The organism is Umezawaea sp. (genome assembly GCF_036375055.1).
Classification (GTDB): Bacteria; Actinomycetota; Actinomycetes; order Mycobacteriales; family Pseudonocardiaceae; genus Umezawaea.
Genome location: NZ_DASUSQ010000012.1, coordinates 26,886 through 46,932 on the forward strand (window position 1 = coordinate 26,886; position 20,047 = coordinate 46,932).

The following is a 20,047-nucleotide window of genomic DNA, read 5'->3' on the forward strand; positions in this document are numbered from 1 at the left end:
TGCCAGACTGGTCGACGTGGAGCAACTCCAGCGGCGGTGGGCCGTCGTCGCCGCGGTGGTCCTGCTGCTCCTGGTGAGCACGGCGTTCGGCCTGTTCCAGGTGTCGAAGTCGCGCACGTTCCAGTTCGCGGGAAAGCTCGTCCACCGGGTGGAAACCGACCGCAAGGTCGTCGCGCTCACGTTCGACGACGGTCCCGGCGACCGGACCCTCGACGTGGTGCGGACGCTGGCCGACCTGGACGTGCCCGCGACGTTCTTCGTCGTCGGCCGGGAGGTGGACGCGCACCCCGGGTACGCCCGCCTGCTGGTCGACGCGGGCCACGAGCTGGGCAACCACAGCTACACCCACCGGCGGATGGTGCTGGTGTCGGACGAGTTCGTCGCCGACGAGGTCGAGCGCACGGACGCCGCGATCCGGGCCGCGGGCCACACGGGACCGATCCACTTCAGGCCGCCGCACGGCAAGAAGCTGTTCGCGCTGCCCTCCTACCTCGCCGACCACGACCGGACCACGATCACGTGGGACGTCGAACCGGACTCCGGCGAGCAGCCGACGACGGCCGAGGTCGTGCGCCGGACCTGCGACGAGGTCCGGCCTGGCTCCATCGTGCTGCTGCACGTGTGGCCCACCTCGCGGCAGTCCTCGTGGGACGCGGTGCCGGGGATCGTCCGCGCGCTCAAGGCGGAGGGTTACACCTTCGTCACGGTGGCCCAACTGCTCACCTGAGGCGCAGGAGAATGCGGCGGCACGGACATCCCGGACATCGGAGCATCAGTGAGCGGCAGCGTCGACTTCAGGTGGGCACCGGAACCGGCCGACTGGGGTGACGCCCTGCGCTCGGCCGTGCCGATGTTCCGCTGGGCCCCCTGGTTCGCGGCCGTCCTCCTGGCGGGATCGGTGGTGCTGCTGCTGAGCGGGTCCACGGCTCCGGGCCTGTTCGGCATCGCCGTCGCGGGCCTGGTCGCGGTGCTGGTCCCCGTCCAGGTGCGGATCGACTTCAGCGGCCACCCCCTCGCCGCGAACACCGTCACGGCCACCGCGGACGACCACTCGCTGCGGATGACCGTCGGCGACGCGGCGCGCAGCGAGCTGCCGTGGACGCACCTCCCCGCGTGGACGGAGACCCGGCGCGGGTTCATCCTGCGCACCTGGGAGGGCGCGCGGGGGCCGATGTACGCGGTGCCGTACCGGGCGTTCGAGGACAACGCCGCCCGGAACCGCTTCCGCGACCTCCTCGTCCGGCACGTGGGACCGGCCGCCTGAGGACGGAGCACCCCCGCGGAGGCACTAACCTTGGACAGCGTGTCTTGTGCGAGTGCGACGCTGGTCGTCTGGACCTCCGCGTGGCTGCATGGTGCGGCCGCGGCCGACGACGTCCTTGACGCCCTCGGGGCGTGGGCCGACCTGCACGAAGTGGTGGCCGACGACGACGGCACCGCGACGGCGCTGGACCTGCCGGGCCCGGACGAGGCCCCGGTCGGCCCCGCGCTGCTGCTGGCGTCGCTGCGCCGCGCGGGCACGCGGACGGGCAGGCTCGCCCTCCCCGTACCGGGTGACGTCCGCGGTCTGGGCGGCAAGGGTCCGCTGAGCACGTGCGCGCTGCGGGCGGGCGAGGCGGCGGTGCTGCCGGACACCGGCGTCGGGCTCGTGCCCAAGGTCGTCGCGGACGGCGTCCTGCGCTGGACCGTGTTCGACCTGCCGTCCGCCGGGGGCGCGGAGCACGTGCCCATCGGCGAGGCCGAGCACGGCCTCTCCAGCGCCATGCGCCAGGCCGCGACGGCGCTGGTGACGCTGGACGTGGCCAAGCACCGCCCGAACGTGCGCGAGGAGATCGCCGAGCTGTCCACCAGGCACTCGAAGCTGGAGTGGCCCGCGGGGATGCCGCCGAGGGCGGTCCGGGTGCTCCAGCGGGCCGCCGAGGTCGCCGCGATCCTGGAGGTCGCCCGCGGCGACTCCCCCGGCGGGGCGAGGTCGGCGTCGGCGATGCAGGCCCGCGACGACGCGCTGCGGCCCCTGTCGGAGGCCGTGCGGCGGGCCCGCTGCGCCGCCGTGGAGGAGGCCGTGCGCGTGCTGTCGGACCAGGCGGCCGGGCTGCACTGATCCCACGGACGGCTGAATCCCGCTCGCACGGGAGCACTCGCGCAGTAGCCTGGGTGGCGAAGATCATCCACACCTGGGGGAGGTTGGGGTGCAGGCGCCCTCGACTGTCGTGCAGCTCGTCCTCCTGGTGCTGCTCGTGCTGCCCGGCATCTCCTACCAGTTCGTGCGGGAACGCCTGCGCGGCCCGGTGCCGTGGGAGCGCGACCTCGGGGAGCGCGTGCTGCGCGCGGTCGTCGCGTCGATCGCGCTGGACGCCGCGTACCTCACCGCCGCCGGTCCCGCGCTGGTCGCGCTCGTCCGCGGCAGGCCGCCCGGCGAGCTGAACGGGTTCGTGCAGCAGCCGAGGCTGGTCGGGCTGGTGGGCGTGCTGCTGTTCCTGGTCGTGCCCGCCGTGGTCGCCTCGGCCGTGTCGCTGGTGGAGCGCGAGCGCCACCGGTCGACCTACCGGCGCACGCCGACCGCGTGGGACCACGCCTTCCGCGACCGCGACCCGTGCTTCGTCCGGGTCCGGCTCAAGGACGGCAACTGGGCGGGCGGCTGGTACGGGCACGGGTCCTACGCGTCCTCCTACCCGCACCCGGCCGAGCTGTACCTGGAGTCCGCGCGGGTGATGACGCCCGACGGCGGGTTCGGACCGCGGGTGCGCGGCACGGCCGGTCTGCGCCTGCGAGCGGAGGACTTCGACGTGCTGGAGTTCGTCAGCGCGCCCGACGACGTGAGAGAGGTGGACGGGTGACGACCGAACCGACCCCCCTGCCCGACGAGGCGGACCTGTTCCGCGGCGCGGGCCGCGGCTTCTCGCCCAAGCGGGACGTGCCGGAACCCGACGAGGCCCCGCCGGGGCAGGCGGGGCCGTCGCGCACCCCGCCGTCCGAGGAGTGAGCGGGTGTTCGCCGCGAACAGGGGCCGGAAGTTCGACCTCGCGCTGCGGGTCGCGCGCTTCGACCCCAGCCCGGCCGCGGTGCGGGCCGCGATCGAGGCGGGCAGGCTCGCCACCGGGCCGGGCGGTGAGGAGCGGGTGCGCCACCTGTCCAACCTCGGCGGACTGCTCCAGACCCGGTTCCAGCAGACCGGCGACCCGAGCTACCTCGACGAGGCGGTCGCGGGCCTGCTGGCGGCCATCGGCGAGGAGTCCGATCCCGGCGGGAAGGCCCGGCTCTACGCCAACGCGGGCGCGCTGAAGCACACGCACTTCACCCACGTCCGCGACCCGGAGGTGCTCGCCGACGCGATCGGTTTCAGCCGGGCCGCCGTCCACGCCGCGGCCGAGGGACCGGACAGGGCGAACTACCAGCGCAACCTCGCCATCGCGCTGACGACCGCGTACCTGGAGAACGGGAAGCTCTCCGCGCTGCACGAGGCGATCGAGGCCGCGCGGGGGTGCGCCACCGGCGCCGAGGGCGACGACGTCATCACCGCGCAGGGCCTGCACTCGTTCGCGCTGCTGGTCCGCCGCCTGTTCGACGCGACGGACGACGTGGAGGTCCTGGCCGACGCGATCGACGCCGAACGCCGCGCGGTCGACCTCACCGCGCCGGGGTGCCCGGAGCGGATCGACCGGCTCGCGCTGCTCGGCGACCTGCTGGCCGACCGCTTCCAGTGGACCGGGGCGCGGGAGGACCTGGGCGAGGCGGTCGACGTCCGGCGCACCCTGGTCGCGGTCACCCCGAAGGGGCACGGGTCCTACGACGCGCACCGCGTCGACCTGGAACTGGCGGAGCGGACCTGGACCGGCGTCGTGGGCACTCGCCGGGCCGACGGCACCGTCCCGCCGTCCGACCGGACCGGCGTGCGGTCCCACCGCGCGGCCGAACTGACCGCCCGGTACGTCGAGACCGGGGACCGGGCCCCGCTCGACCAGGCCGTCGCGGAGGCCCGCGCGGCCGTCGCGGACACCCGTCCGGGCCACCCGCAGCTGCCGGAGCGGATCGACGTCCTCGGCTGCGCGCTCGGGCTGCTGGCCCGGCTCGACGGTGACCACGGCCTGCTCGCGGAGGCCGTCGGGCTGCACCGGCGAGCCGTGGAGACCTCACCCGGCGGCCACACCTACGAGGCGCGGTTCCTCGGCAACCTCGGTACCGCCCTGGCCGCGGTGTTCCACGCCACCGGCGACCTCGTGCGGCTCACGGAGGCGACCGCGGTGACCCGCCGGGCCGTCGACGCCGCCACCCGGCCCGACGACCGCACGACCTACCTGGCGAACCTCGCCGCGATGCTGCACCGCCGCTCCGAGACGACCGGGGAACGGGCCGTGCTGGACGAAGCGGTCGCCGCCGCGCGCGAGGCCGTGCGCACCGGCGCGGACGTGGTCGCGGGACACGCCACCCACCTGACCAACCTCGGGGCCCTGCTGTTCGCCCTGTGGGAGCGCACCCGTCGGGCCGCCACGCTGGAGGAGTGCGTCGGCCTGCACGAGGAGGCCGTGCGGAGCACGCCCGAGCGCCACCCCGGACGGCCGATGCGGCTGAACAACCTGGGCGGGGCGCTGGTCACGGCGTTCGAGCAGGACGGCGACCTGCACGCGCTGGACCGCGGGATCAGCGCGCACCGGGCGGCGGTGCTGGGCTGCGACCCGGCCGACCCCGACCACGCCGGCTACCAGGCGAGCCTGAGCGGGGCGCTGCGCCAGCGGTACCTGAGCGGCTCAAGCGGGGGCGAGGAGGAGCTGGCGGAGGCGGTCGACCTCGCCCGCGCCTCCGTGCGCGCGGGGCGGGCGGGCGCCCACCGCCGGTCGAGCAGGCTGATCGGCCTCGGCCGGTCGCTGCGCCTGCTCTACCTGGACCACGGCGACCGGTCCGCTCTCGCCGAGGCCCTGGCCGCGTTCCAGGAGGCCGCGGCGCTGCCCTCGTCACCGACGGAGGACCGGGTGATCGCCGCGGACCTCTGGGGCGAACTGGCCGCGAAGGCCGACGACTACACCTCCGCGGCCGAGGGGTTCGCCACGGCGGTCCGGCTGCTCCCCCTGCTCGCCGGGCGCGGCGTGGGCCGGGGCGACGCCCAGTACCTGCTGAGCCGCTTCGCCGACCTCGCGGCGGACGCGGCGGCGTGCTGCCTCGCCGTCGGGCGCGTCGACGAGGCGGTGGCGCTGCTCGAACTCGGCCGGGGTGTGCTGGCCGCGCAGGCGCTCGACGGCCGGGGCGACCTGGCGGACCTGCGGGAGCGCGAGCCGGAGCTGGCCGACCGGTTCGCCGCGCTCGGCGCCGAGTTCGAGTCCGACACCCCGCGCGACCGGCTGGAGCTGGCCGACGAGCTGGCGGCGCTCACCGCCGTGATCAGGGCGCTGCCGGGGATGGACCGGTTCCTGCGCCCGCCGCTGGTCGCCGACCTGGTCGAACAGGCCCGCGAGGGCCCGGTGGTGCTGGTGAACGTGAGCCGCTACCGGTGCGACGCGCTGGTGCTCACCCCGTCCGGGGTCGTCGTCCAGGACCTGCTGGACCTCACGGCGAGCGAGCTGCGCCGCCGGGTCACCGCCTTCCAGGCCGCGGTCGCCGTCACGGGTCCGGAGCCCGCCGAGGCGGAGGCGGTGGTCCACGAGACCCTCGAATGGCTGTGGGACACCGTGGCGGGGCCGGTGCTCGACCGGCTCGGGCTGACCGGTGGCACCGACCCGCCGCCGCGGCTGTGGTGGGCGCCGGTCGGGTTGCTGGGCCTGCTGCCCCTGCACGCGGCGGGTCACCTGAGGACCGGGGGTCCCGCGGTCCTGGACCGCGTGGTGTCGTCGGTGACGCCGACGGTCCGCGCGCTCGGCCACGCCCGCTCCCGCTGTCGCGGCACCGGGGAGCCGCGGCTGCTGGTCGTGGCCGTGCCGGAGGCGGAGGACGCGGAAGACCTGCCCGGCGTGCTGGACGAGGCGGAACGCCTCACCGCGCGGGTCCCTGGCCTCACACGGCTGGTCGGCCCGGACGCCACCCGCGACCGGGTCCTCGCCGCCCTCCGCACGAGCACCTGGGCGCACTTCGCGTGCCACGGGTACAGCGACCCGGTCAACCCGTCGAACAGCGGTCTCGCGCTCAGCGGGTCCGTCCTGCACGTCCTGGACGTCTCGCGCCAGCGCCTCGACCACGCCGAGTTCGCCTACCTCTCCGCGTGCGACACCGCCCGGTCGTCGGTCCACCTGTCCGACGAGGCGATCCACCCCACGTCCGCGTTCCTGGTCGCGGGGTTCCCCAGGGTCGTCGGGACGCTCTGGCGGACCAACGACGTGCTGGCCCCGCACCTCACCGAGTCGATCTACGACGACCTGCTGGAGGGCGCGCCGGACGCGGACCGGGCCCCGTTCGCCGTGCACCGCACGGTCCGCCGGATCAGGGACCGCTACCCGGACCGGCCGTCGCTGTGGGCCGCGTACGTCCACGCGGGCGCCTGAGAACCGTGGCAGAACGCGGACACGACGGGGACGCTCCCGCCGCACGGGGAGCCGACCATCGGTGGGGTGATGACGAACCCCGTGGTCCCCGTGGCGGTCGCCCGCCACCGCCACGGCGGCCGGTTCCTGGTCGCCGCCACCGCCTGCCTGTTCGCCCTGGGTCTGACGTGCCTGGTGTTCGTCTGGACGCCCGGCGGCCAGGCGTTCGACGGCGCGCTGCTGCCCCTGTCCGAGCGCGGCGCGAGCTACCAGCAGGACACCCCGCTGCTGGGCCCCGCGAAGGCCGTGCTGGCGGTCTTCGGCGACGAGCTGGTGCTCGGCGTGGTGCTGCTCGCCGCCGTGCTGCTGGGCCGGAGGGCGTGGACGTCGGTCGCGGCCGTGGGCGTCGTGCTCGGCTCGGTGGCGGCGGCCAGGGTGCTCAAGGAGGTCGTCGTGCGCCCCGAGCTGGGCGTCGTGGGCTCGTCCGCGCACAACAGCTTCCCCAGCGGGCACGTCGCCGTGGCCACGGCCCTGGTGCTGGCGTTCGTGCTGGTGCTGCCGCCCGCCGTGCGCTGGTGGGCCCTCGTGCCCGGTGTGCCCGTGGTCGTGGTGGTCGGCGCCTCGACGATGGTCACCGGCTGGCACCGGCTCAGCGACCTGGTCGGCGGCGTGCTCGTGGCCTCGGCGCTGCACTGCCTGGCCGCCGCCGCGCTGGCCGACGACCGGGCGCCCTCCGCCGCGCGCGACGATAGTTGACCTCATGTCACGGGTGTTGTTGATCGAGGACGACCGCGCGGTGCGCGACGGGCTCCAGCTGGCGCTGACCAGGCAGGGCCACGTCGTGGACGCCGCGGAGACCGGCGAGCAGGGGTTGGAGCGGCTGTCGCGGGAGCCGTCGGACGTGGTCGTGCTCGACCTGATGCTGCCGGGGATCGACGGGTTCGAGGTGTGCAGGCGGATCCGCGCGGCGGGCGACCTGCCGATCATCATGCTCACCGCGCGCGACGACGACATCGACGTCGTGGCCGGTCTGGAGGCCGGGGCCGACGACTACGTGGTCAAGCCCGTGCAGGCCAGGGTCCTGGAGGCCCGCATCCGGGCCGTGCTGCGGCGGACCGCCGCGGAGCCGAGGGCCGACCCGGCCGTGGAGCGGCACGGTGCGCTGACCGTCGACCGGGTGGGGCTCGTCGTGGCCAAGGACGGGGAACGGGTGTCGCTCGCGCCCACCGAGCTGCGGCTGCTGCTGGAGCTGTCCGGCACTCCGGGGCGGGTGCTCAGCCGTCAGCAGCTGCTGGAATCGGTGTGGGAGCACGGGTACCTCGGCGACTCGCGGCTCGTGGACGCGTGCGTGCAGCGGCTGCGGGCGAAGATCGAGGACGACTCCGCGGCCCCGGTGTACGTGCAGACCGTGCGCGGCTTCGGGTACCGGTTCGGGCCGCTGTGACGATCGGTCTGCGCGCGCGGCTGGTGGTGGCGTTCGCGCTCGTCGGGGTGATCACCGCCCTGGCGGTCGCGGGCGGCATGTACCTCAAGGCCAGGACCGTCATCCTCCAGCAGGCGCAGGACGCGGCCGTGCTGGCGCTGACCGACGGGGTCGCGCGGTTCGGGCTGCTGCCGCCCACGCCGGAACGGCTGCACCGGATCGCGGACGAGCTGTCGGACCGCGACGACACCGCCGTGGCCGTGTACGACGACCTGAGCGCGGGGGGCCTGCCCCTGTCGGTGGTCACGCCCGAGCTGCGGGAGACCGTGCGCGGCGGGTACACCGCGTGGCAGCGCGTCTCCGTCGGCGGCGAGACCCAGCTCGTGAGCGGGACCGGCGTGGCGTTCGGGTCGTCCGTGCTGGAGGTCTACTCGCTGCGCACCCTGGCGCCCGCGGCGGCGAGCATCGCCGAGCTGTCCACCAGGGCGTGGGTGTTCGGCGGCGGCGCGCTGGTGTTCGCGCTGCTGCTGGCCCTGCTGGCCGCGTGGAGCGTGCTGCGGCCGGTGCGCGAACTCGGGGACGCCGCGCGGCGGATGGGTTCGGGCGACCTGAAGTCCCGTTTGGACGTTCGCGGCTCGGACGAGCTGGCGGGTCTGGCCGTCACGTTCAACCACACGGCCGACGCGCTGGACCAGCGCGTCGACGAGCTGCGGCGGATGGAGGCCGACGCGCGCCGGTTCGTCGCCGACGTGTCGCACGAACTCCGCACCCCGCTGTCGGCCATGACCGCGGTCGCCGACGTGCTGGAGGAGGAGGCCGAGGTGCTGCCCGCGGACGCCGCGCAGGCCGCCCGGCTGGTGAGCCAGGAGACGCACAACCTGACGAGGCTGGTGAACGACCTGATGGAGATCAGCAGGTTCGACTCGGGGGCCGCCGCGCTGGTGCTGGACGACGTGGACGTGGCGGCGGTGGTCCGCGCCTCGCTGCGCACCAGGGGGTGGCTGGACGCGGTCGAGACGACCCTGCCCCCGGACGTGGTCGCGCGGGTCGACCCGCGCAGGCTGGACGTGGTGCTGGCGAACCTGGTGGGCAACGCGGTGCGGCACGGCGGCGCGCCCGTGTCCGTGGCGCTCGACGTCGAGCCGGGCTGGGTCGTCATCACCGTGGCGGACCGCGGCCCCGGCCTGTCCCCTGGCGTGCTGCCCCACGTGTTCGACCGCTTCTACAAGGCCGACTCGTCCAGGGCGCGCTCCACGGGCAGCGGCCTGGGTCTCGCCATCGCCCGCGAGAACGCCCTCCTGCACGGCGGCACCCTGGTCGCCGAGAACCACCCCGGCGGCGGCGCGGTGTTCACCCTCCGCCTGCCCGACCCGCGAGGTGACCGGTGAAGCGCGCCGCCGCCCTCGCGGCCGTGCTGCTCGTGGCGGGCTGCGGCGTGCGTCCCAGCGGGGTCATCGTCGGCGGCCCGGCCCCGACCGCGGCGGCCGTGATCTCCGTGTACTTCGTGTCCGGCGGCCGGGTCGCCCCCGTGCCGCGCCCAGGGTCCGCCTCCGCGCTCGCCCAGCTGGCCGTCGGCCCGACGACCGCGGAACGCGAGCAGGGCTACGCGACCGAGGTGCCCGCGGGTGCCGTCCTCGACGCCGCGGGCTCGACCGTGACCGTCTCGGTCGACGTGACCTCGTTGTCCGCCAACGCCGTCGACCAGATCGTCTGCACCACGGCCGCGGGCTCCGTCACCCTGGTCGGCGGCGGGCAGAGCCGCGGCCCGCTCGCGTGCCCGGTTGGGTGATAACTATTCCACCGCACGTCGAAATGAGATAGGAACGAGGTCGGGCCGAGTTCAGCGGAAAGCGAGGTAGCCATGGCCTATGAACTCGAGAAGAGGCTGGTCATCGGCATCGCGTCCAGCGCACTGTTCGACCTGACCAAATCAGACAGGGTGTTCAGGAGGAAAGGCGTGGCGGTCTACCGCACATACCAGGAGCAGCGACTTAATGTTCCGCTGGCGCCGGGGGTTGCGTTCCCGTTCATCAAGAGACTCCTGTCTCTCAACGACCTCTCACCCCAGGATGATCCACTGGTCGAGGTCATCGTGCTCTCCAAGAACAGCCCGGACACGGGTCTTCGGGTGATGCGTTCCATCAAGCACCACCAACTGCCGATCACGCGCGCCATCTTCCAGCAGGGTCGGTCGCCCTACGGGTTCATGCGCGCGCTGAACATGTCTCTGTTCCTGTCCGCGAACCAGCGGGACGTTCGACGTGCGGTAGCCGACAACCTGCCCAGTGGCCGCGTACTCAAGTCGACCTACGTCGACGACGATGAAACCGACCTACGCATCGCGTTCGACTTCGACAGCGTCCTCGCGGACGACGAATCGGAGCGGGTGATGCAGAGCGGCGGACTCGACGAATTCCATCGGCACGAAACCGCGAACCTCACCACAACGCACAATTCCGGCCCGTTGAGGGACCTCCTGGCGGGCATCACCAGGATCCAGGACAGGGAAGAAGAAGAGCGGGTCGTCAACCGGAAGTACAAGACCAGGGTCAGGGTCTCCGTTGTCACAGCTCGGAACGCACCCTCGCACGAGCGGGCCGTCGAGAGCCTGAAACGGTGGGGGCTCCGGGTGAACGACGCGTTCTTCCTCGGCGGGATCGAGAAGAACAAGGTGTTGTGCGCTCTGCGGCCTCACATCTACTTCGACGATCAGAAACGCAACCTCAAGTCCGCCAGCATTCCGTGCGTCCACGTGCCGTTCGGTGTCATCAACGAGGCCAAGCCACCCTCCTAGTGCTTCGCCGGCCGCTTCGCGGGCTCGCAGCACAGCGGTGCGCAGGGGGCGCCGTTGACCGTGCACCCGGCCGCGGTGAAGTCGGACAGCTTGCGCGGCGCGACGCCGTCGGTGTGCTCGCGGACCAGCTCCACCACCAGCTCGGCGAACCGGGGGTCGGCGTTCGGCGTCGCCGCGCGGGCGAAGGCCATGCCGAGTTCACCGGCCCGCTCGCGGGCCTCGGTGTCGAGGTCCCACACGACCTCCAGGTGGTCGCTGACGAACCCGATGGGGCACAGCAGGACGCCGCTCACGCCCTCCTCGTGCAGCGCCTCGACGTGGTCGACGACGTCCGGCTCCAGCCACGGGATGTGCGGCGGGCCGGAGCGGGACTGCCACACGACGTCGTACTCCTCGCGGCCCACGGCCGACGCCACGAGGCGGGAGGCCTCGGCGACCTGGCGGGAGTAGCGGTGCCCGCCCTCGGCCGGCGGTCCGGCGGCCCGGTCGGCCGAGACCGGCACGGAGTGCGCGGTGAACACCAACCGGTGGTCGGCGGGCAGTGCGAGGGCGGCCGTGCGGACCGCGTCGGCGAACGCGGCGATGAACAGCGGGTGGTCGAAGAACTGGCGCAGCTTCACCAGTTCGGGGGCGTTCGGCACGGCCGCACGGGCCCGCAGGATGTCCTCGTCGTACTGGCGGCAGGCGGAGTAGCCGCCGTAGGCGCTGGTGGGGAACACGAGCGCGCGCCGCACGCCGTCGCGCTCCATCTCGGCGAGGGTGTCCTCGACCATCGGGTGCCAGTTGCGGTTGCCGAAGTAGACCGGCAGGTCCAGCCCGGTGGCGCGGACGGCGTCGATGGCGGCGCGGTTCAGGGCGTTGATCGGTGACACTCCGCCGAAGTGCTGGTAGTGCACCTCGACTTCGTCCAGCCGTTCGGGTGGTACGCCACGCCCCCTGGTGACGTTCTCCAGGAATGGACGGACGTCCGCTGGTCCTTCCGGGCCTCCGAACGACAACCAGAGCAGCGCGTCGTAACTCACCGCTACATCCTGGACCCGGTCAAGGGAACGCGCACGACCGGGTCGACGTGCTGATGATCACGTCGACCCGGTCGGGGGACGGCTAGAGGCCCAGGAAGTGCACGCCGCCGTCGACGAACACCATCGAGCCGGTCGTCGCGGGGAACCAGTCGGACAGCAGGCCGCACACGGACTGCGCGACGGGCGTCGGGTCGTCGACGTTCCAGCCGAGCGGGGCCTTCTCCGACCACATGGTTTCCAGGTCGGCGAAGCCGGGGATCGACTTGGCGGCCATCGTGCGCACCGGACCGGCGGACACGAGGTTGACCCGCACGCCGTGCTCACCGAGGTCGCGCGCGAGGTACCGGTTGATCGACTCGAACGCGGCCTTGGCCGGGCCCATCCAGTTGTAGGCGGGCCACACCTGGCGGGCGTCGAAGTCGAGGCCGACGATCGAGCTGCCGCGGGACAGCAGCGGCAGCGCGGCGGCGGCCAGCGCCTTGTACGAGTACGCGGACACGTGCATCGCCGTGGCCACGTCCTCCCACGGCGCGTCCATGAACGGAGCGCCCAGGCAGCTCGGCGGGGCGTAGCCGACGGCGTGCACGAGGCCGTCGAGGCCGTCCACGTGCTCGCGCACCCGATCGGCCAGCGTGTCGAGGTGCTCCTGGTTCTGGACGTCCAGCTCCACGACCGGCGCCGGGTTCGGCAGCCGCTTCGCGATGCGCTCGACCAGGCTCATGCGGCCGAACCCCGTGAGCACCACCCGCGCGCCCTGCTCCTGCGCGACCTTGGCGACGTGGAAGGCGATCGACGCGTCGGTGATCACCCCGGTGATCAGCAGCCGCTTGCCTTCGAGCAGTCCCGTCACTTGCTTCCTCCGTTGATCAGTTCGAGAGACACGGCTCAGTGGCCCATGCCGAGGCCGCCGTCGACCGGGATGACCGCGCCGGTGATGTAGCCCGCGGCGTCCGAGGCGAGGAACGCCACGGTGGCGGCGACCTCCTCGACGGAGGCGAACCGGTTGGCGGGCACCTGGCCGAGGATCTGCTTCTTGCGGTCGTCGGTGAGCTTGTCGGTCATGTCGGTCGTCACGAAGCCGGGCGCCACCACGTTCGCGGTGATGTTGCGCGACCCGAGCTCACGGGCGATCGACCGGGCCATGCCGACGAGGCCCGCCTTGCTGGCGGCGTAGTTGACCTGGCCGGGACCGCCGTAGAGGCCCACGACGGAGGAGATGAGCACGATCCGGCCGTAGCGGTTGCGCAGCATCCCCTTGGACGCGCGCTGCACGACCCGGAACGCACCGGTCAGGTTGGCGTCGAGCACGCGGGTGAACTGGTCGTCGGACATGCGCAGCAGCAGCGTGTCCTCGGTGATGCCCGCGTTCGCCACCAGCACCTCGACCGGTCCCTGGTGCGCCTCGACCTCGGCCAGCGCGGCGTCGACCTCGTCGCCGTTCGTCACGTCGCACTTGACGCCGAACAGGCCTTCGGGGACACCGGAGCCGCGGTGTGTCACGGCGACCTTGTCACCCTGCGCGGCGAACGCCCGGGCGATCGCCAACCCGATTCCCCTGTTGCCCCCGGTGACCAGAACGGACCTCGACACGGTTCTCCCATCGCTGCTGGTTGATGGGCGCGAGGCTATCCGTTACCCCCGAGTACCCCGGCATCGGCGGACCCGGATCACAATCGTCCGGGTGAGCGAATTCTCCGATCGGCTGCGCGCCGAGGTCTCCGGCGACGTGCTGACCGACTCGTCCTCCCGTGCCCTGTACTCGACCGACGCCTCGAACTTCCGGCACGTCCCGGCGGTCGTGGTGCGGCCGAGAACGGTCGACGACGTGCTGGCGGCCGTGGCGCTGGCGGTCGAGCACGGCGTGCCGATCACCAACCGGGGCGCGGGCACGAGCATCGCGGGCAACGCGGCGGGGTCGGGCCTGGTGCTCGACTTCGCCCGGTACCTGGACCGGATCGTGGAGGTCGACCCGGACCGGCGGCTCGCGGTCGTCCAGCCGGGCGCGGTGCTCGACCGGCTGAACGCCGCCGCGGCGCCGCACGGGCTGCTGTTCGGGCCGGACCCGTCGACGCACTCGCGGTGCACGCTCGGCGGGATGATCGGCAACAACGCGTGCGGCGCGCACTCGGTCGCGTGGGGCAAGACCGGCGAGAACGTCGAGGCGCTCGACGTGCTGCTGCCCGACGGCACCCGGTTCGACACCCGGACGCCGCCCGCGCTCGCCCTCCCGGACGTCGACCCGGCGTGGTTCCCCCCGCTCGGCCGCCGGGTGTCGGGGTACGCGCTGGACGCCCTGCCGGACCTGACGCGGGCGCTGGTGGGCACCGAGGGCACCTGCGTGACGCTGCTGGGCGCGACCGTGCGGCTGGTCGAGGCGCCGGAGCACCGGGTGCTGGCCGTGCTGGGGTTCGCGAACACCTACGACGCCGCCGACAACGTGGTGGCGCTGCGCGAGTACGACGTGCTGGCTCTGGAGGGCATCGACGCGGGCATGGTCGCCGTCGTGCGGCAGCGCACCCCGGACGCCCCCGCGCTCGCGCTGCTGCCGCCCGGCGCGAGCTGGCTGTTCGTCGAGTGCCGCGACGAGGAGACCGCGCGGCGCGTCGCGTCGGTCGCCCCGGGTTCCGTCGTGGTGACCTCTCCGGCGCGGCAGCGGCTGCTGTGGCGGATCCGCGAGGACGGCGCGGGCCTGGCGACCAGGATGGCCGACGGCACCGAGGCGTGGTCGGGCTGGGAGGACGCCGCCGTGCCGCCGGAGCGGCTCGGGAAGTACCTGCGCGAGTTCGACGCGCTGCTGGCGGGGCACGGGCGGCGCGGCCTGACCTACGGGCACTACGGCGAGGGCTGCGTGCACGTGCGGATCGACTTCGACTTCGCGTCGGGCTACCGGTCGTTCCTCCAGGACGCGGCCGACCTCGTGGTCGCGCACGGCGGCTCGATCTCCGGCGAGCACGGCGACGGGCAGGCCCGCTCGGAGCTGCTGCCGAGGATGTACCCGCCCGCGGCGCTGGTGGCGTTCGGCCGGTTCAAGGCCGCGTTCGACCCGGACAACCTGATGAACCCCGGCCGGATCGTCGACCCGGCGCCGCTCGACGCCGACCTGCGGGTGCTCGTGGCGCCCGCCCGCATCCCGACCCGCACGACGCTCGCGCTGCACGCCGACGGCGGCGACCTGGCCGCCGCGACCCGGCGGTGCGTCGGCGTCGGCAAGTGCCTGAACGCGAGCGGCGGCGTGATGTGCCCCAGCTACCGGGTGACCCGCGAGGAGCGGCACTCGACGCGGGGCCGCGCGCGGCTGCTGTTCGAGATGCTGAACGGCGAGGTCGTGCGGGGCGGCTGGCGGTCGGAGGAGGTCCGCGACGCGCTCGACCTGTGCCTGGGCTGCAAGGGGTGCAAGCGCGACTGCCCGGTGGACGTGGACGTGGCGACCTACAAGGCGGAGTTCCTGCACCAGCACTACCGGGGGCGGGTGCGGCCCGCGGCGCACTACTCGATGGGCTGGCTGCCGCTGTGGCTGCGGCTCGGGCTGGTGAACCGGTTGACCTCGCGGTTCCCCCGGCTCGCGGGTCTGGCGCCGGAGCGGCGGATGCCCGTCGTGGCGGAGCGGTCGTTCCGGGCGACGTTCACGCGGTCGGCGGTGGACGGCCCGAGGGCGCTGCTGTTCACCGACACGTTCACCAACCACTTCGAGCCGTCGATCGGGCACGACGCGGCGGCCGTGCTGACCCACCTCGGGCAGCGCGTGGAGATCCCCGACCGCTCCGTCTGCTGCGGGCTGACGTGGATGTCGACCGGCCAGCTCGGCACCGCCCGCCGGGTGCTGCGCCGGACCGCCCGGATCCTGCGGGGGGCCACCGGGGCCGGGGTTCCGGTGGTGGGGCTGGAACCGAGCTGCACCGCGTTCCTGCGCGGCGACGCGCTGGAGCTCGCGGGCGACGACCCGGACGTGGTCGCGCTGGCCACCGCGACGCGGACGTTCGCCGAGCACGTGGCCCCCGCGCTGGACCGGGTCGCGGGCGACGGGAGGGCGATCGTGCAGACGCACTGCCACCAGTACGCCGAACTGGGCTTCGACGCCGACCGGGAGCTGCTGGCGAAGTCCGGCCTGGCCGCCGAGGTGCTCGACACCGGGTGCTGCGGCCTGGCGGGCAACTTCGGCTTCGAGCGCGGCCACCACGAGGTGTCGATGGCCGTCGGCGAGCAGGGCCTGTTCCCCGCCGTCCGGGCGGCCGGGCCGGGCACCGCGGTCGTCGCCGACGGGTTCAGCTGCCGCACCCAGGTGCGCGAGGGGACCGACGCGGAACCGGTGCACTCGGCCACCGTCGTGGCGCGGTCCCTGGGGTTGCGCCCCTGACCGGTGTCACACCTCGTGCCCCGGTGTCGTCTTCACGTCATGGTCCTGGACGGGGGAACCGAGGCACACTGGAGGAGCGGACCGACGCCGGGGGGCGTCCGCTCCCGGCACGACGGCGGTCCGGACGGGGGGTACGGGTCATGAGTTCGCTCGGCACGGCCGCGACAGCCGTCGACCAGCGCTACCACGCGGCGGGCGGTCTGCGCGGACAGCTGAACAAGGTCTTCCCGGCGCACTGGTCGTTCCTGCTCGGGGAGATCGCGCTGTACAGCTTCGTCGTCCTGCTGCTGTCCGGGACGTACCTGGCGCTGTTCTTCGACCCGTCGATGGAGGAGGTCGTCTACGACGGCTCGTTCACGAACCTGAGGGGCCTGGAGATGTCCCGCGCGTTCGAGTCGACGCTGGACCTCTCGTTCGAGGTGCGCGGCGGCCTGTTCGCCCGCCAGGTGCACCACTGGGCGGCGCTGCTGTTCATGGCGGCGATCGTCGTGCACATGCTGCGGATCTTCTTCACCGGCGCGTTCCGCCGCCCGCGCGAGCTGAACTGGGTCATCGGCATCGTGCTGTTCCTGCTCGGCTGCGTCGAGGGCCTGTTCGGCTACTCGCTGCCCGACGACCTGCTGTCCGGCGCGGGTCTGCGGATCACGGCGTCGCTGCTGCTGTCGGTCCCGGTCGTCGGCACCTGGCTGCACTGGGCGCTGTTCGGCGGCGAGTTCCCCGGCACGGAGGTGCTGCCCCGGCTGTACACGCTGCACGTGCTGCTGATCCCGGCGATCATGCTCGGGCTGGTCGCGGTGCACCTGGCGCTGGTCTGGTACCAGAAGCACACGCAGTTCCCCGGTGCAGGCCGCAAGGAGACCAACGTCGTCGGCGTGCGGATCATGCCGGTGTTCCTGGTCAAGAGCGGCGTGTTCCTCGCGGTGGTCGTCGCCGTCTGCGCGGTGATGGGCGGCGTCTTCCAGATCAACCCGGTGTGGAACTTCGGGCCGTTCAACGCGGGCCAGATCTCCGCGGGCACGGTGCCGGACTGGTACATGGCGTGGACCGACGGTCTGCTGCGGCTGTGGCCCGCGTGGGAGCTGTACCTGGGCGACCACACGGTCCCCGCCGCGTTCTTCCCGTTCGTCGCGGGACTCCCGCTGCTCACCGGACTCGCGGCGGCGTACCCGTGGGTCGAGCGCAGGCTCAGCGGCGACCGGGCGCACCACAACCTGCTGCAACGGCCGCGCGACGTGCCGGTGCGCACCGCGCTGGGGGCGATGGCGCTCGCGTACTTCCTCGTGGCGCTGCTGTCCGCGGCCAACGACGTGATCGCGCACGCGTTCGACGTCTCGCTCAACGCCACGGTGTGGGCGGGCAGGCTCGGGCTCCTGCTGCTGCCGCCGCTCGCGTACTTCGTCACCTACCGGCTGTGCCTGGGGCTCCAGCACTCCGACCGCGCGGTGCTGGAGCACGGCGTCGAGACCGGGATCGTGAAACGCCTGCCGCACGGGGAGTTCATCGAGGTGCACCAGCCGCTCGCCGACCACCCGCTGACCTACCAGGGCGCGGCCGTGCCGAAGAAGATGAACAAGCTCGGCTCCGCCGGGTCACCCGCGCCCGGCTCGTTCTACTCCCCCGACCCGGCGGAGGAGGTGCGGGCGCTCAAGCACTAGTCCTCTGTGGACTTGCCAGGCCGACGCGGGCACACGATCAGGTGCACTTCCCGTGACGGTGGGAGGTGCGCGCGAGCGCTCTGCGAGCATGGTTCCGATGATCTCGAACCCCTCCCGCCGGAACCACCTCCGCTCCGTGCCGCCCATCGCGGCCGAACCGGTGAAGTCCTTGCTGCACCTCGATTCCAGCAACTCCGACCCGTCGATCAGCAAGCACCTGACCTCGTTGTACGCCGACACCTGGCGCGAGCGGCACGGCGACGCGGGCCACCGGTACCGCGACGTGGCCGAGCACCCGGTGCCGCTGCCGGGCCCGGCCTACAGCGCGCTGCGCGGGCGGCTGGAGAACCGCGGCCCCGTCGCCGTCCGCGCGGTCGGCAAGCTCCTCGCCTCCGCGGCCGAGGAGCACGAGTGGGCGCTGACCCGGCCGCTGGTGGCCGAACTGCTGGCGGCGGACACCGTGCTGCTCGGCGTGCCGGTGCACAACCTGACCGTCCCGGCGGCGCTGAAGGCGTGGATCGACCGGGTGACCGTGCCCGGCGTGTTCACCGACGCGGCCACCGAGGACAGCCTGCTGCGCCGCACCGAGGTCGTCGTGGTCACGGCGACGGGTGGCCGCCACCGCTCCGGCGCGGACTTCGTGGAACCGTACCTGCGCGCCTACTTCGGCGACCTCGGCGTGCCCGAGGCCAACCTGCGCTTCGTGCACGTCGAGATGACCCGCGCGCCGGACGTGCCGCGGCCGTCGCGGTTCCAGGCCCTGGGCACGGAATCGCTGGCCGCGGCACGCGCCGCCGTCGTGGAGCTGGCGGGCAGTCAGGCCTTCGTCTCCAGCGTGGACTCCTTCGACGTCTCCCGCATCGAGCCGTAGACGAGCAGCGAGACCAGCACGCACCCCGAGACGTACCAGTAGAACCACGACTCGTGCCCGGCCGACTTCAGCCCGAGCGCCACGTACTCCGCCGTGCCGCCGAAGATCGCCACCGTGAGCGCGTACGGCAGCCCGACGCCGAGCGCCCGGATCCGCGTCGGGAACAGCTCGGCCTTCACGATCGCGTTGATCGACGTGTAGCCGGTCACGACCACCAGTCCCGCCAGCATCAGCAGGAACGCGGGCACGGCCTCCGTCGTGGACGCCAGCGTCGTCAGCAGCGGCACCGTGCCGAGCGCGCCCAGCACGCCGAACGCGAGCAGCAGCGGCCTCCGCCCGATCCGGTCGGACAACCCGCCCGCCAGCGGCTGGATGACCACGAACACCAGCAGCGCCAGGAAGTTGATCCAGCTCACCGTGGCCGCGTCGATGCCACTGGTGTTGATCATGAACTTCTGGAGGTACGTCGTGTACGTGTAGAACGCGACCGTGCCGCCGAGCGTCAGGCCGACGACCAGCAGGCACTCCTTGGGGTACTGGAGCAGCGCCCGCAGCGACCCCCGCGAGTCCGACGTCCGGCCCTCCCGCTGGAAGCTCTCCGACTCGTCCATGCCGCGCCGCAGGAACATCACCACGATCGCACCGGTCGCGCCGATGACGAACGCGATCCGCCACCCCCACGACAGCATCTCCTCGCGCGTCAGCACCTGCTGGAGCACGATCTGCACGCCCAGCGCCAACAGCTGCCCGGCGGTCAGCGTCACGTACTGGAAGCTCGAGTAGAACCCGCGCTTCCCCTTCGACGCCACCTCGGACAGGTAGGTCGCCGACGTCGAGTACTCCCCGCCCACCGACAGCCCCTGGAGCAGCCGGGCCGTCACGAGCAGGATCGGCGCGGCGACCCCGATCGTCGCGAACGACGGCGTCAACGCGATCATCAACGACCCCAGCGCCATCAGCGTCACGGACAGCGTCAACGCCGCCCGCCGCCCGTGCCGGTCCGCGTAGCGCCCCAGCAGCCACCCGCCGAGCGGCCGCATCAGGAACCCGACCGCGAACACGGCGGCCGTGTTCAACAGCTGCGCGGTCTGATCACCCTTCGGGAAGAACGCCGCGGCGAAGTAGATGCTGAACGCGGTGTACGCGTACCAGTCGTACCACTCGATGAGGTTCCCGATGGACCCCCTCAGCACGTTGGCGACAACGCGGCGCTCAGCAGCACCCGTCTCCCGCCCCTGCCCGACCTCGACCGCCATAGTCGTCCTCCTGGTGTGATCGCCCACACCATCGGGTCCACCACAACCTCACGACAAGGCGCACCGGCACTTCTTTGCACTCCCTTAGGACGATGGGGCCGGGAGAACCATGATCAAATGCCTTCTACCAGGCGTTTTACCACCCACCCAGACTGTATGATCATCCCCAGGCCGTCCCCAGGCCGTCAACACGCCGATTTGCGCTGGTCGGAACCACCCCGACGCC

At 73.0% G+C, this 20,047-nt stretch carries 18 protein-coding genes; 14 read left to right on the forward strand and 4 right to left on the reverse strand.

Annotated elements, in window-relative coordinates; all coding sequences use genetic code 11:
- The first annotated feature begins 16 nt into the window (after positions 1-16).
- The 11 genes from VFZ92_RS04635 to VFZ92_RS04685 all read left to right on the forward strand — a co-directional run bounded on the left by VFZ92_RS04635 (position 17) and on the right by VFZ92_RS04685 (position 10,663).
- Entirely contained in the window at positions 17-727 is a 711-nt protein-coding gene (locus VFZ92_RS04635; RefSeq protein WP_330874431.1) for a polysaccharide deacetylase family protein, read from the forward strand.
- A gap of 48 nt (positions 728-775) precedes the next feature.
- On the forward strand, positions 776-1,264 hold the full coding sequence (locus tag VFZ92_RS04640) for a YcxB family protein (RefSeq protein ID WP_330874432.1): 489 nt from the start codon (positions 776-778) through the stop codon (positions 1,262-1,264).
- A 39-nt stretch (positions 1,265-1,303) separates the two neighbouring features.
- Positions 1,304-2,101, forward strand: a complete 798-nt coding sequence (locus tag VFZ92_RS04645; protein WP_330874433.1) for a hypothetical protein — start codon at positions 1,304-1,306, stop codon at positions 2,099-2,101.
- 88 nt (positions 2,102-2,189) lie between these two features.
- A complete protein-coding gene (locus VFZ92_RS04650; RefSeq protein ID WP_330874434.1) occupies positions 2,190-2,837 on the forward strand; it encodes a DUF6338 family protein in 648 nt (215 codons plus the stop codon).
- Positions 2,834-2,983 carry a hypothetical protein gene (locus VFZ92_RS04655; protein WP_330874435.1) on the forward strand — a complete coding sequence of 50 codons (150 nt, stop codon included), beginning with the start codon at positions 2,834-2,836 and terminating at the stop codon, positions 2,981-2,983. Before VFZ92_RS04650 ends, VFZ92_RS04655 begins: the two co-directional genes overlap by 4 nt.
- A gap of 4 nt (positions 2,984-2,987) precedes the next feature.
- A complete protein-coding gene (locus VFZ92_RS04660; protein ID WP_330874436.1) occupies positions 2,988-6,467 on the forward strand; it encodes a CHAT domain-containing protein in 3,480 nt (1,159 codons plus the stop codon).
- Between the two features lie 69 nt (positions 6,468-6,536).
- The gene (locus VFZ92_RS04665; protein WP_330874437.1) at positions 6,537-7,202 is read left to right on the forward strand and encodes a phosphatase PAP2 family protein; all 666 of its coding nucleotides are present in this window, start codon (positions 6,537-6,539) and stop codon (positions 7,200-7,202) included.
- Positions 7,203-7,206: 4 nt separating this feature from the next.
- The gene (locus VFZ92_RS04670; protein WP_330874438.1) at positions 7,207-7,890 is read left to right on the forward strand and encodes a response regulator transcription factor; all 684 of its coding nucleotides are present in this window, start codon (positions 7,207-7,209) and stop codon (positions 7,888-7,890) included.
- Entirely contained in the window at positions 7,887-9,257 is a 1,371-nt protein-coding gene (locus VFZ92_RS04675) for a HAMP domain-containing sensor histidine kinase (RefSeq protein WP_330874439.1), read from the forward strand. Before VFZ92_RS04670 ends, VFZ92_RS04675 begins: the two co-directional genes overlap by 4 nt.
- Positions 9,254-9,658, forward strand: a complete 405-nt coding sequence (locus VFZ92_RS04680; protein ID WP_330874440.1) for a hypothetical protein — start codon at positions 9,254-9,256, stop codon at positions 9,656-9,658. Before VFZ92_RS04675 ends, VFZ92_RS04680 begins: the two co-directional genes overlap by 4 nt.
- A gap of 72 nt (positions 9,659-9,730) precedes the next feature.
- A complete protein-coding gene (locus tag VFZ92_RS04685; RefSeq protein WP_330874441.1) occupies positions 9,731-10,663 on the forward strand; it encodes a 5'-nucleotidase in 933 nt (310 codons plus the stop codon).
- Here the strand turns inward: VFZ92_RS04685 and VFZ92_RS04690 are convergent.
- The 3 genes from VFZ92_RS04690 to fabG form a co-directional block, all read right to left on the reverse strand.
- A complete protein-coding gene (locus tag VFZ92_RS04690; protein ID WP_330874442.1) occupies positions 10,660-11,685 on the reverse strand; it encodes a ferrochelatase in 1,026 nt (341 codons plus the stop codon). The genes VFZ92_RS04685 and VFZ92_RS04690 overlap by 4 nt on opposite strands.
- Positions 11,686-11,767: 82 nt before the next feature.
- The gene (gene fabI, locus VFZ92_RS04695) at positions 11,768-12,535 is read right to left on the reverse strand and encodes an enoyl-ACP reductase FabI (protein ID WP_330874443.1); all 768 of its coding nucleotides are present in this window, start codon (positions 12,533-12,535) and stop codon (positions 11,768-11,770) included.
- A gap of 35 nt (positions 12,536-12,570) precedes the next feature.
- Positions 12,571-13,275: a 3-oxoacyl-[acyl-carrier-protein] reductase gene (gene fabG, locus VFZ92_RS04700; RefSeq protein WP_330874444.1), complete on the reverse strand. Its 705-nt coding sequence runs from the start codon at positions 13,273-13,275 to the stop codon at positions 12,571-12,573.
- Positions 13,276-13,366: 91 nt separating this feature from the next.
- Here fabG and VFZ92_RS04705 point away from each other — a divergent pair, with 91 nt between their 5' ends.
- The 3 genes from VFZ92_RS04705 (at position 13,367) to VFZ92_RS04715 (ending at position 18,565) form a co-directional block, all read left to right on the forward strand.
- Positions 13,367-16,039 (forward strand): FAD-binding and (Fe-S)-binding domain-containing protein, encoded by a 2,673-nt coding sequence (locus tag VFZ92_RS04705; protein WP_330874445.1) that lies wholly within the window; start codon positions 13,367-13,369, stop codon positions 16,037-16,039.
- 140 nt (positions 16,040-16,179) lie between these two features.
- Entirely contained in the window at positions 16,180-17,694 is a 1,515-nt protein-coding gene (locus VFZ92_RS04710; RefSeq protein ID WP_330874446.1) for a ubiquinol-cytochrome c reductase cytochrome b subunit, read from the forward strand.
- Between the two features lie 97 nt (positions 17,695-17,791).
- Complete coding sequence (locus VFZ92_RS04715) at positions 17,792-18,565, forward strand: FMN-dependent NADH-azoreductase (RefSeq protein WP_330874447.1); 774 nt, start codon at positions 17,792-17,794, stop codon at positions 18,563-18,565.
- Here VFZ92_RS04715 and VFZ92_RS04720 read toward each other — a convergent pair.
- Positions 18,511-19,821: an MFS transporter gene (locus VFZ92_RS04720; RefSeq protein ID WP_330874448.1), complete on the reverse strand. Its 1,311-nt coding sequence runs from the start codon at positions 19,819-19,821 to the stop codon at positions 18,511-18,513. The genes VFZ92_RS04715 and VFZ92_RS04720 overlap by 55 nt on opposite strands.
- Positions 19,822-20,047: the final 226 nt, after the last annotated feature.

Coding starts and splice junctions, on each gene's coding strand:
- VFZ92_RS04665 (WP_330874437.1), top strand. CDS start 6,537: ATGACGAACCCCGTGGTCCCCGTGGCGGTCGCCCGCCACCGCCACGGC.
- VFZ92_RS04670 (WP_330874438.1), top strand. CDS start 7,207: ATGTCACGGGTGTTGTTGATCGAGGACGACCGCGCGGTGCGCGACGGG.
- VFZ92_RS04685 (WP_330874441.1), top strand. CDS start 9,731: ATGGCCTATGAACTCGAGAAGAGGCTGGTCATCGGCATCGCGTCCAGC.
- VFZ92_RS04710 (WP_330874446.1), top strand. CDS start 16,180: ATGAGTTCGCTCGGCACGGCCGCGACAGCCGTCGACCAGCGCTACCAC.
- VFZ92_RS04715 (WP_330874447.1), top strand. CDS start 17,792: ATGATCTCGAACCCCTCCCGCCGGAACCACCTCCGCTCCGTGCCGCCC.
- VFZ92_RS04720 (WP_330874448.1), bottom strand. CDS start 19,821: ATGGCGGTCGAGGTCGGGCAGGGGCGGGAGACGGGTGCTGCTGAGCGC.